At 69.5% G+C, this 11,068-nt stretch carries 10 protein-coding genes; 6 read left to right on the top strand and 4 right to left on the bottom strand.

Features of this window, described 5'->3' with window-relative positions:
* Positions 1-38: 38 nt before the first annotated feature.
* The 4 genes from DTS01S_RS25480 to DTS01S_RS25465 form a co-directional block, all read right to left on the bottom strand.
* Complete coding sequence (locus DTS01S_RS25480) at positions 39-713, bottom strand: GntR family transcriptional regulator (protein WP_016448773.1); 675 nt, start codon at positions 711-713, stop codon at positions 39-41.
* A 70-nt stretch (positions 714-783) separates the two neighbouring features.
* A complete protein-coding gene (locus DTS01S_RS25475; RefSeq protein ID WP_016448772.1) occupies positions 784-1,839 on the bottom strand; it encodes a threonine aldolase family protein in 1,056 nt (351 codons plus the stop codon).
* A complete protein-coding gene (locus DTS01S_RS25470; protein ID WP_061289498.1) occupies positions 1,839-2,840 on the bottom strand; it encodes a tripartite tricarboxylate transporter substrate binding protein in 1,002 nt (333 codons plus the stop codon). The genes DTS01S_RS25475 and DTS01S_RS25470 overlap by 1 nt, the downstream gene beginning before the upstream one ends.
* Positions 2,841-2,908: 68 nt before the next feature.
* Complete coding sequence (locus tag DTS01S_RS25465; RefSeq protein ID WP_016448770.1) at positions 2,909-4,075, bottom strand: ABC transporter substrate-binding protein; 1,167 nt, start codon at positions 4,073-4,075, stop codon at positions 2,909-2,911.
* Between the two features lie 406 nt (positions 4,076-4,481).
* On the opposite strand from DTS01S_RS25465, the gene DTS01S_RS25460 reads away from it, so the two are divergent.
* The 6 genes from DTS01S_RS25460 to DTS01S_RS25435 are packed head-to-tail and all read left to right on the top strand — an operon-like array spanning position 4,482 to position 11,018.
* Positions 4,482-5,231 carry a DUF969 domain-containing protein gene (locus DTS01S_RS25460; protein ID WP_016448769.1) on the top strand — a complete coding sequence of 250 codons (750 nt, stop codon included), beginning with the start codon at positions 4,482-4,484 and terminating at the stop codon, positions 5,229-5,231.
* A 1-nt stretch (position 5,232) separates the two neighbouring features.
* Complete coding sequence (locus tag DTS01S_RS25455) at positions 5,233-6,186, top strand: DUF979 domain-containing protein (protein ID WP_016454392.1); 954 nt, start codon at positions 5,233-5,235, stop codon at positions 6,184-6,186.
* A gap of 16 nt (positions 6,187-6,202) precedes the next feature.
* Positions 6,203-6,871: a pyroglutamyl-peptidase I gene (pcp, locus tag DTS01S_RS25450; protein WP_016454391.1), complete on the top strand. Its 669-nt coding sequence runs from the start codon at positions 6,203-6,205 to the stop codon at positions 6,869-6,871.
* Positions 6,872-6,904: 33 nt separating this feature from the next.
* Positions 6,905-7,663 (top strand): LamB/YcsF family protein, encoded by a 759-nt coding sequence (locus tag DTS01S_RS25445; protein WP_016454390.1) that lies wholly within the window; start codon positions 6,905-6,907, stop codon positions 7,661-7,663.
* A 9-nt stretch (positions 7,664-7,672) separates the two neighbouring features.
* On the top strand, positions 7,673-9,280 hold the full coding sequence (locus DTS01S_RS25440) for a 5-oxoprolinase subunit B/C family protein (RefSeq protein WP_017405383.1): 1,608 nt from the start codon (positions 7,673-7,675) through the stop codon (positions 9,278-9,280).
* A gap of 10 nt (positions 9,281-9,290) precedes the next feature.
* Positions 9,291-11,018: an acetyl/propionyl/methylcrotonyl-CoA carboxylase subunit alpha gene (locus tag DTS01S_RS25435; RefSeq protein ID WP_017405382.1), complete on the top strand. Its 1,728-nt coding sequence runs from the start codon at positions 9,291-9,293 to the stop codon at positions 11,016-11,018.
* The last annotated feature ends 50 nt before the right edge of the window (positions 11,019-11,068 follow it).

Genomic DNA, 11,068 nt, shown 5'->3' with positions numbered 1-11,068 from the left:
GGGAAGGCGCGAAGCGACTCAGGGGGTGTCTATTGCCTTCACACCTTGATGCCCTTCTCAGCCAGGCGTCGGGCATAGGCGGCCAGGATCAGCCGCTCCGAATGCACCAGGTATTCATTGAGCGCGGCAGCGGCCTCGGCCGGCTTGCCGTCCTCGAATTGCTGCAGGATGCGCGCATTCATGTCCACATAGGGCGCATGCAGGAAGTGCGGGTCGCGCAGCAGGCCAAAGGCCAGCCGCAGCTCGGCCAGCAGGTGCTCGAACATGGTGTCCAGGCGCTCGCTGTCGGCCAGCTGCACCACGGCCTTGTGGAAACTCATGTTGGCCGTGCCCACGCCGGACCAGTCCTGGGCCTCGCGGTGGCGCTGTGCCGCTTCCACGGCTTCGCGCATCAGGCTGCGCGCCGGGTGCATGGGATAGGCCTGGGCCAGGGCCTGGCACTCCACCATGCGGCGCACGCGGTAGATGTCGATGATGGAGGCGATGCTGGGCGCCGCCACCGACACGCCCTTGTTGGGCTCGTGCACCAGCAGCCCCTCCTTGGTCAGCAGCCGGAAGGCCTCGCGCAGCGTGTTGCGCGAGATCTGCAGGCTTTCGCTGAGCGAGGCTTCCGACAGCTTCTGCCCGGGCTCCCAGGCACCATCGATGAGCTTGCTGCGCAGCTGCTCGGTCACGCGGTCGGTCAGGTTGAGGATGTCGGTGCTGCGGGTCATGGTGGTCGGGATGCAAGGGCCAGAGCGCAGTGTAGCCAGCGCCGGGCCGGTCGCCGGTTTCGTGCAGTGCTCAGGTGGGGTGTTGCAGCCGGGCGAAGGCCTGCAGCGTGCTGTCCACGGCGGCATCGTCGATATGGCGGTGCGTGACCAGGCGCAGCAGGCCGGCGCTGCCCGTGCGCACCAGCACGCCGGCCTGGGCCAGGCGTGCTTGCCACAGGCGCGCTTCGGCCGCGCTGGTGTCAACGCGAACCTGGACGATGTTGGTCTGCGGCAGTTCGGCCGCGCACCAAGCCGGGTCGATGGCGCGCAGGCCCTGGTGCAGGCGGCAGGCGCGCGCATGGTCGTCGGCCAGGCGCTCGACCATGTGCTCCAGCGCCACCAGCCCTGCCGCCGCAATCACGCCGGCCTGGCGCAGGGTGCCGCCGAGCATGCGCCGTATGGTGCGCGCCCGCGCGATGAAGTCGGCCGGCCCCATGAGCACCGAGCCCACGGGCGCGGACAGCCCCTTGGACAGGCAGACGGTGACCGAGTCCGTGTGCGCAGCCATCTCGCGGCAGGACAGGCCCAGTGCCACGGCGGCATTGAACAGGCGCGCGCCATCGGTGTGCACGGGCACGCCATGGCGGCAGGCCAGCGCATGCACGGCGGCCAGCGCCTGGGGCCCGGCCACGGTGCCGCCCCGCGCATTGTGCGTGTTCTCCACGGCCACCACCGCGCTGGGGCAGCGTGCGGAGATGGCGGTGTCCAGCGCCGCCTCCAGCGCGGGCAGGGCGATCAGGCCGCCGTCGCCGGCCAGGCTGTGGTAGTGCATGCCGGTCAGGCCCGCGGCGGCGCGCTCGGCGTTCAGCAGATGGCTGCCGGCCTCGGCCAGCACCTCGCCGGGCATGCGGCCATGGGCGAGCACGGCCACCAGATTGCCCATGGTGCCGCTGACCACGAACAGGCCCGCAGCCTTGCCGAAGCGCTGGGCTGCGGTCTCCTCGAGCGCGCGCACGGTCGGGTCGCCGTCCAGGCCGTCATCGCCCAGCGGGGCGCGGGCCATGGCTTCGAGCATCTGCGGCGTGGGGCGCGTGACGGTATCGCTGCGCAGGTCGATGGCGTCGGGAAGAGGGTGCAGGCTGGACATCAGTCGGCCTTGATGTTGCGTTCCTTGACGACGCGCGCCCAACGCGCCGCGTCGGTCTCCATCTGGGCGCCGAACTCTGCCGCAGTGCGGGGCGTCAGCTCCAGCCCCAGGGACTGCAGCTTGGCCTGCAGCGCGGGCGTGGCCATGGCGCGGGCCACGGCATCGTGCAGCGTGGTCTGGATGCCGGAGGGCAAACCGGCAGGCCCCAGCAGGCCGAACCAGTGCAGCACGGTCAGGCCGCGCACGCCGCTTTCGCCCAGCGTGGGAACCTGGGGGAGGGCCGGCGAGCGTTGGGCGCTGGTGGTGGCCAGGGCGCGCAGCGCACCGCTTCGGATATGCGGGATCACGGTGGGTGCCGAGGCGAACATGCTCTCGGTATGCCCGGCAACCACATCGGCAATGGCCTGCCCAGAGCCCTTGTAGGGGATGTGGGTGATGAAGGTGCCGGTCTGCTGCTTGAACAGCTCACCCGCCAGATGCGTGGCCGTGCCCGTGCCGCCCGATGCAAGGTTGAGCCGGCCCGGCTGCGCCTTGGCCAGGGCCACGAATTGCTTCACGCTCTGCGCCTTGAAATTCGGGTTGACGGCCAGCACCAGCGGCGATGATCCGATCAGGGCCACGGGCGTGAAGTCCTTGAGCGCGTCGTAGGGCGTCTTGTACAGGCTGGGCGTGATGGTGTGCGGCATGTCGGCCATCAGCAGCGTGTAGCCGTCAGGCGCGGCCCGCGCCACCATTTCTGCGCCCAGCATGGCCGAGGCCCCGGGCCTGTTGTCCACGACCACGGGCTGGCCCAGTTCACGCGACAGTTCCGTGCCCAGCGCGCGGGCGATGTTGTCCGAGCCGCCACCGGCCGTGTAGGGAACGATGATGCGCACGGGCTGCGCCGGCCATTTCTGCGCCGGCGCAAGGCCGGGCAGGGCAGCGGCGGCCAGGATGAGCAGGCGGCGTGGCACGCCGCGGTGGGAAGCGCAGGGCACAAGGCGGTGGCGTTCGGCAGGCATGGCGAGAACTCCTTGGTGCGGCGAGAGAAAGAAACCATCGCGGCCCGGCCCGCAAGCCGCCACCGGCATCAACCGATGAAGCGCCCCGCGTTGCCCAGCACGCCCAGGTCGATGAAGCTGGAGCCCACATGCGGCGGCTGGCCGCTGTAGTCGATCACAAAGCCGCCCATGTCCCAGTTGCGCATGCCGGCCAGCGCCGAGCGCAGCCTGGCCTGGGTGGGGTCGCGGCCGGCGCGTTCCAGGCCCTCGGCCAGCACGCGTGCATTCACATAGGCTTCCAGCGAGCCCATGGAGAACTCCTGCTGGCCGTGGGCGCGCAGGGCCGATTGGTAGTCGCGCACCAGTTGCAGCCGGGCCTGATGGGGCGCGGGGACGACCATGGTCATGGCAAGGCCCCGGGCATCGTCGCCCAGCGGCTTGAGGCTGTCGTTGGGCAAGGTCACGCTCAGGCCCGTGAGCAGCACGCCGGGCACGCTTTTGCGCAGGCCGCGCACCAGCGCGACCGACACCGTGCCGGCCGTGGCCAGCAACACGGCGGACGGACGGGCCGCATGCACTTTGTTCAACACTTCGGCCAGGTTCTTGCCATCGGTGGCAATGGCCGCCTGTACGGAGGGGGCCATCTTCCCGGCTTCCAGTGCGCGTGTGGCGTCTTCCAGTATTTCCCGGCCGTAGGCGTTGTCCAGGTAGACGATGCCGATGCCCTTGAGGCCCATGCCTGCAAGCCGCTGTATCAGTCGGTGGACCTCATTGGTGTAGCTGGCCCGGACATGGAAGACGTTGCGCGCGCCCTTGCGCAGCGACGAGGCGCCCGTGATCGGCGCCACGTAGGGAACGCCAGCCTCTTCGATCAGCGGAATGATGGCCGCATTGTTGGGCGTGCCGTTGCACGACAGCAGGGCGAAGGCCGTGCCCTTGGACAGCATCTGCCGCACGTTGTCGGCCGAGCGCTGGGGCACATAGCCATCGTCCACGATCTGCAGCTGCAGCGTGCGGCCGTGAATTCCGCCGCGGGCATTGATCTGCGCCATGGCCGCTTCCGTGCCCAGCTTGATGTCGGTGCCGTATGCGGCCAGCGGGCCGCTCAGGGACACCGTGGAGCCGATGGTGATGGCCTTGGCGGACAGGCCGGCCTCGTCGGCAAAGGCATTGCGCACGAAGGCCGGCGCCAGGGCCGGGACCGCTGCGATGGCCGCAGCGCGGGGAACCAGGGAAACAATCTGACGGCGTCGCATGGATTCAGGGCTCGGGCAAGGTGGGTTGGGAGCAGGAAGGGCCATTCACGACGCCTGCCGCGCATGCGCCCCGCGCTGGGAGCGCGGCCCATTGTAGGAGGCGGCCTTGCCGCAGGCGATACCGGCGCAGGGGCATTGTTGCATTCATGTCTTCTATCGGTATTCAATCATCGATAGTTTTCATGACTTTGGCAAGAACCCTGTCAGTGCACATTGCGTAGGCAGGTGTATGCGGGTTTGTACTATCAGTATGCGTTGATTGTCTTAATCACAATTCGTTTCTGTAAGACAAATTACTAGTTTTGTTGAACAAAACCAGGTCGGCAGCGCACTCCTTGCCACCGGGTTGGGCATGCGGGGTGGCTCGACGGCCGTCGCGCACCGGGGGTGTGAAGGGGGAATCAACATGCTGACTGACGTCAATCTCTGGCCGCTTATCGGGGTGGCCATCATCGTTGCGGGCTTCGTGCTGCGCTTCAATCCCATGCTGGTCGTGATCGTCACGGCCATCGGCACGGCACTGGCGGCGGGCTTTCCCGTCGACAAGGTGCTGGCCACCATCGGCACGGGCTTCATCAAGACGCGCAACCTGCCGCTGATCATCCTGCTGCCGCTGGCCGTGATCGGCCTGCTGGAGCGCCATGGCCTGCGCCAGCATGCGCAGAACTGGATCAGCTCCATCAAGTCGGCCACCGCTGGCCGCCTGCTCATCGTCTACCTGGCGGCGCGCCAGCTGACGGCCGCCGTGGGCCTGACCAGCCTGGGCGGACACCCGCAGATGGTGCGTCCGCTGCTGGCGCCCATGGCCGAAGGCGCGACCCAGTCGCGCTTCGGCATCCTGCCCGCCAAGGTGCGTGACAAGCTGCGCGCCTACTCGGCCGCCACGGACAACGTGGGCCTGTTCTTCGGCGAGGACATCTTCGTGGCCTTCGGCGCCATCGTGCTGATGACCACCTTCCTGAAGGAAGCCGGCATCGAGGTCGAGCCCATCCACGTCGCGCTGTGGGGCATTCCCACGGCCATCTGCGCCTTCGTGATCCACGCCTGGCGCCTGGGTCGCCTGGACCGCATGCTCGAGCGCGAGCTGGCCCAGTACAAGGCGGGCGTCGCAGCCGACGCGGCCAATGCCAACGCCACCCAAGCCAAGGGAGCCTGAAATGACGCTGACCATCCAACACCTGTACTACCTGGTCGGCTTCGTCCTGGCCGTCACGGCCGTGATGACGCTACGCGATGCCAGCAATCCCAAGCGCTGGTCCAGCGGCCTGTTCTGGGCGCTGTATGCGGCCGTGTTCCTGGTGGGCCATGAGCTGCCCCCCATGGTGGTGGGCGTGATCGCCGTGGCCATGGCGCTGATCGCCGGCTTCGGCGGCGTGGGCAGCGGCCGCCACGCGCCGCGCAGCGATGCCGAATACCTGGCCAGCGCCAAGCGCCTGGGCAACAAGCTGTTCGTGCCGGCCCTGGCGATTCCGCTGATCACCATGGTGGGCACGCTGAGCGCCTCGCACCTGGTCTTCGGCGGAACGCCCCTGCTGGACCCCAAGGCCACCACGCTGGTGAGCCTGGGCGTGGGCTGCGTGCTGGCGCTGGGCCTGGCCTGCTGGCTGACCCGCGAGACGCCGGCCCAGGGCATGCGCGAATCGCGCCGCCTGACCGATGCGCTGGGCTGGGCCCTGGTGCTGCCCCAGATGCTGGGCATGCTGGGCCTGGTGTTCTCGGACGCCGGCGTGGGCAAGGCCGTGGCCTATGTGACCACCACCTATATCAACATGGACATCCGCTTCGTGGCCGTGGCCGTCTACGTGCTCGGCATGGCGCTGTTCACGGTGGTGATGGGCAATGGCTTCGCGGCCTTCCCGGTGATGACGGGCGGCGTGGGCGTGCCCATTCTGGTGGGCGTCTACCATGGCGACCCGGCCGTGATGGCGGCCATCGGCATGCTCTCGGGCTACTGCGGCACCCTGCTGACGCCCATGGCGGCCAACTTCAACCTGGTGCCCGCCGCGCTGCTGGAGATCGACAAGAATGCCGTGATCCGCGCCCAGGTGCCCACGGCCCTGGCCCTGCTGACGGCCAACGTCTTCCTCATGTATTTCCTGATGTTCCGTTAAAGGACGGACTGTTGCCATGACCGATTCCACTTCCCCGCGCATCCTGGTGACCGGCTTCGAGCCGTTCGAGCAGGACCCTGTCAATCCCTCGTGGGAAGTGGCGCGTGCCCTGCATGGAGAGATCGTGGAGGGCGCCACCGTCCACGGCCTGCAGCTGCGCTGCGTGTTCGGCGAATCGCTGCGCCAGCTGCAGGAGGCGCTTGCGCAGCTGCAGCCGGTGCTGGTCATCAGCCTGGGCCTGGCCGGCGGCCGCAGCGAGTTCACGCCCGAGCGCGTGGCCATCAATATCGACGACGCCCGCATTCCCGACCATGCGGCGCGCCAGCCCGTGGACCAGGTGGTGATCCCGGGCGCGCCCGCCGCGTACTTTTCCACGCTGCCCATCAAGGCCGTGGTGCACAACCTGCGTGCGCGGGGCATTCCGTCTTCCGTGTCCAACACGGCGGGCACCTTTGTCTGCAACCACGTGTTTTTCGCGCTCATGCACTGGCTGGCCCAGGGCAAGGCTGCGCCGGGTGCGCGGGGCGGCTTCATCCATGTGCCGGCCCTGCCTGAGCAGGCAGCGCGCAAGCCGGGCATGCCCAGCATGTCGCTGGCCGACCAGGTGGCTGCCGTGCGCGAGACCATCCGCACGGCCCTGACCGTGTCCCAGGATCTGAAGGAAAACGCCGGCCAGCTGCACTGAACCCCGTGCACCGAGTCCGGTGAGGAGAGAACGATGAAAATTGACCTGAACAGTGATCTTGGCGAGAGCCTGGGTGGATGGCGCATGGGCGACGATGCCGCCATGCTCGATATCGTCAGCAGCGCCAACGTGGCCTGCGGATTCCATGCCGGCGACCCGGCAGGCATCCTGGAGACGCTCAAGGCCGCCCGCGCGCGCGGCGCCATCGTCGGCGCCCATGTGTCCTATCCCGACCTGGTCGGCTTCGGCCGGCGCAACATGGACGTGGCCAGCGCCGACCTGGTGGCCGGCGTCATCTACCAGATCGGCGCGCTGCAGGGCCTGGCCCGCGTGGCTGGCACCGAGGTGCGCTACGTCAAGCCGCACGGCGCGCTCTACAACACCATCGCCCACGACAGGCGCCAGGCCACCGACGTGATCACGGCCATGCGCGCCATCGACCCCAGCCTGGTGCTGGTGGCGCTGGCCGGCTCGCCCCTGATCGACTGGGCGCGCGACGCAGGCCTGACCGTGGTGGCCGAGGCCTTTGCCGACCGGGGCTACACGCCCGAGGGCACCCTGGTCTCGCGCCGCGATCCGGGCGCCGTGCTGCACGACGTGGACCAGATCGCCGCGCGCATGCTCATGCTGGTGCGCGAAGGGGTGGTCGAGGCCGTGGACGGCAGCCCCGTGCGCATTGCCGCCGACTCCATCTGCGTGCATGGCGACAGCCCGGGAGCCGTGGCCATCGCACGCCATCTGCGCGAGCGTTTCGAGCAGGAGGGCGTGCGCATTTCCTCCTTCGCGGGTTGAGGAGTGGCCATGCGCTTTCTACCTGTCAACCGCCAGGCCCTGCTGGTGGAGCTGGCCGACCTGGATGAAACCCTGGCCCTGCTGGGCTCGCTGCAGCGCGAGCCCATCGCCGGCGTGCAGGAGCTGGTGCCGGCCGCGCGCACCGTGCTTGTGCAGTTCACCCCCGCCCAGGTGGGCGTGGCCGAGCTGGTGAACCGCATCGCCGCGCGTGACCTGAGCCAGCGCGCCGAGCGCAGCGATGTGCTGGTCGAAATCCCCGTGCACTACGACGGCGAGGACCTGGCCGATGTGGCGCAGCTGCTGGGCATCACGCCCGAGGAAGTCGTGCGCCGCCACACGGGCAGCGAGTACGCCGTGGCCTTCACGGGCTTTGCGCCCGGCTTTGCCTACCTCAGCGGGGGCGATCCGATCTTCAACGTGCCGCGCCGCACCACGCCGCGCACGCGCGTGCCGGCCGGCTCGGTGGCGCTGGGCGGCACGTTCAGCGCCGTCTATCCCCAGGCCAGCCCGGGCGGCTGGCAACTGATAGGCCGCACCTCGGCGCGCATGTGGGACCTTGCGCGCGAGCTGCCTGCGCTGCTGCAGCCCGGCTACCGCGTGCGCTTTGTCGATGCCGCAGGCATGGAGCAGGCGGATGCCGAACCTGCGCCTGCTGTCGTGCAGGCCGAACTGCCAGAGGGCAACGCGCTGCGCGTCAAGGCCACCGGGCTGATGACGCTGTTCCAGGACCGGGGCCGCCTGGGCCAGGCCGGGCAGGGCGTCTCGGCCTCGGGCGCCATGGACCAGGCAGCCTTCAAGGCCGCCAACCGCCTGGTCGGCAATGCCAGCGACCTGGCCGTGCTGGAGACCGTGGGCGGTGGCCTGTCGCTTCAAAGCCGGGGCGAGAACGTGGTGGCCGTCACGGGCGCCGATGCGCCCCTGACCGTGACCACCGGGTCCGGCCAGCGCTGGAGCGTGCCGCGCTACCAGGCCGTGGCCCTGGCCGATGGCGACCTGCTGACCATCGCCCAGCCCGTGGCCGGCGCGCGCTGCTATGTGGCCGTGCGCGGCGGCTTTGCCGTCACGCCCGTGCTGGGCAGCGCCTGCACCGACACCCTGGCGAATGTCGGCCCCGCCGCCCTGGCCGTGGGCCAGATCCTGCCCTTGCGGCCTGCGGACCGCAAGGCCGTGGCCGCACCCGAGCTGCCGCCCGAATCCCTGCCCACCACCGGGCAGGACGTGGTGCTGGACGTGGAACTGGGCCCGCGCACCGACTGGTTCACGCCCGAGGCCGTGGCCCTGCTGGCCGCGCAGCGCTGGCAGGTCACGCCGCAATCGAACCGCGTGGGCCTGCGCGTGGCGGGCGAGCAGCCCCTGGCGCGCGCCGTGGCCGGCGAGCTGCCCAGCGAAGGCACGCCGCTGGGCGCCATCCAGGTGCCCCCCAGCGGCCAGCCCGTGCTGTTCCTGGCCGACCATCCGCTGACGGGCGGCTATCCCGTCATCGGCTGCGTGGCGCCGCACCACCTCGATCTGGCCGGCCAGATTCCCGTGGGCGCCTGGATCCGCTTCAACCCCATTCGCGCCTTCGAGGAATATTCCCCCGGCGCGCAAGGCGCCCAGCGCCTGCAGAACAATTGAAGGTATTGCGATGAAAAAAGTCCTGATTGCCAACCGTGGCGAGATCGCCGTCCGCATCGCCCGCGCCTGCGCCGACTACGGCGTGAAGTCCGTGGCCGTCTACGCCGATGCCGACATCGACGCCCTGCACGTGCGCATGGCCGACGAGGCCTATGGCCTGGACGGCGAGCGCCCGGCCGACACCTACCTGAACATCGCCAAGCTCATCGCCATCGCGCACAAGAGCGGCGCCGACGCCGTGCACCCCGGCTACGGCTTCCTGTCCGAAAGCGAAGCCTTTGCGCGCGCCGTGCTGGATGCGGGCCTGCGCTGGATCGGCCCCACGCCCGAGACCATCGCCAAGCTGGGCGACAAGGTCGAGGCGCGCAAGATCGCCCTGCAGGTCGGCGCTCCCCTGGTGGCCGGCACGCCCGACCCCGTCAAGGATGCCGGCGAAGTGCTGGCCTTTGCCCAGCAGCACGGCCTGCCCATCATCATCAAGGCCGCCTTCGGCGGCGGCGGGCGCGGCATGAAGATCGCGTGGCGCATGGACGAGGTGGAGGAGCTCTTTCACTCGGCCGTGCGCGAGGCCGTCACCGCCTTCGGCCGCGGCGAATGCTTTGTCGAGCAGTTCCTGGACCGCCCCCGCCATATCGAGGCCCAGGTGCTGGCCGACACCCACGGCAACGTGGTCGTGCTGGGCACGCGCGACTGCTCGCTGCAGCGGCGCAACCAGAAGCTGGTGGAAGAGGCCCCGGCGCCCTTCCTCAGCGACGAGCAGCGCGCCCGCATCCACAGCTCCGCACGCGACATCTGCGCGGCGGCCGGCTACGTCAGCGCGGGCACGGTGGAATTCCTGCTGAGCCAGAGCGGCGCCATCTCCTTCCTCGAAGTCAACACGCGCCTGCAGGTCGAGCACCCCGTGACCGAGCAGACCACGGGCGTGGACCTGGTGATCGAGCAGCTGCGCGTGGCCGATGGCCTGCCGCTGTCCATCACCGAAACCCCGGCGCCGCTGGGCCACTCCATCGAATTTCGCATCAACGCCGAAGACGTGGGCCGGGGCTTCCTGCCCACGCCCGGCCCCGTGGTGCGGTTCGACCCGCCCTCGGGCCCCGGCGTGCGCCTGGACACGGGCGTGCAGACCGGCTCGGTCGTGCCCGGCAGCTTCGACTCGCTGATGGCCAAGCTCATCGTCAGCGGCGCCACGCGCGAACAGGCCCTGGCCCGCGCCCGCCGCGCGCTGGCCGAGTTCCGCATCGAAGGCCTGTCCTCCGTCCTGCCCTTCCACCGCGCCGTCATCGGCCATGCCGACTTCGTGGGCAACGACGGCTTCAAGGTCCACACGCGCTGGATCGAATCGGACTTCGCCGAACCCCTGGCCGCCGCCGTGCGCGCCGAGCCGCTGCCCGACGCCAGCCTGGTGCGCTGCGCGGTCGAGATCGACGGGCGACGGGTGTCGCTGGGCCTGCCTGCGGTGCTGCTGCAGGGGCTGGCATCGGCTGGCGGCGGTGTGGCTGCCGCGCCGGCTGCCGAATCTGCCGTGGACCCCGCTGCCGTCACCTCACCCATTGCAGGGAATCTGCATGCGTGGAAGGTGGCCGATGGCGACACCGTCCAGGAAGGCGATGTGATTGCCGTCATGGAGGCCATGAAGATGGAGATGCAGGTGACTGCGCATCGCAGCGGGGTGGTGGCTTTGGTGGCTGAGGCGGGGAAGGCGCAGGTGCTGGGGGCTGTGATTGCTCGGATTGGGTGATTTTTGGTTGACCTGTTTTTGATTCTGTTGTGCCTCTGGGGGCAGAGGCC

The sequence above is a fragment of the Delftia tsuruhatensis NBRC 16741 genome (genome assembly GCF_001571325.1).
Lineage (GTDB): Bacteria > Pseudomonadota > Gammaproteobacteria > Burkholderiales > Burkholderiaceae_C > Comamonas > Comamonas tsuruhatensis.
Note: the sequence above shows the minus strand (reverse complement) of the source record. Positions and strands in the feature narration are given on the sequence as shown.

Coding starts and splice junctions, on each gene's coding strand:
- DTS01S_RS25480 (WP_016448773.1), bottom strand. CDS start 713: ATGACCCGCAGCACCGACATCCTCAACCTGACCGACCGCGTGACCGAG.
- DTS01S_RS25475 (WP_016448772.1), bottom strand. CDS start 1,839: ATGTCCAGCCTGCACCCTCTTCCCGACGCCATCGACCTGCGCAGCGAT.
- DTS01S_RS25470 (WP_061289498.1), bottom strand. CDS start 2,840: ATGCCTGCCGAACGCCACCGCCTTGTGCCCTGCGCTTCCCACCGCGGC.
- DTS01S_RS25465 (WP_016448770.1), bottom strand. CDS start 4,075: ATGCGACGCCGTCAGATTGTTTCCCTGGTTCCCCGCGCTGCGGCCATC.
- DTS01S_RS25460 (WP_016448769.1), top strand. CDS start 4,482: ATGCTGACTGACGTCAATCTCTGGCCGCTTATCGGGGTGGCCATCATC.
- DTS01S_RS25455 (WP_016454392.1), top strand. CDS start 5,233: ATGACGCTGACCATCCAACACCTGTACTACCTGGTCGGCTTCGTCCTG.
- pcp (WP_016454391.1), top strand. CDS start 6,203: ATGACCGATTCCACTTCCCCGCGCATCCTGGTGACCGGCTTCGAGCCG.
- DTS01S_RS25445 (WP_016454390.1), top strand. CDS start 6,905: ATGAAAATTGACCTGAACAGTGATCTTGGCGAGAGCCTGGGTGGATGG.
- DTS01S_RS25440 (WP_017405383.1), top strand. CDS start 7,673: ATGCGCTTTCTACCTGTCAACCGCCAGGCCCTGCTGGTGGAGCTGGCC.
- DTS01S_RS25435 (WP_017405382.1), top strand. CDS start 9,291: ATGAAAAAAGTCCTGATTGCCAACCGTGGCGAGATCGCCGTCCGCATC.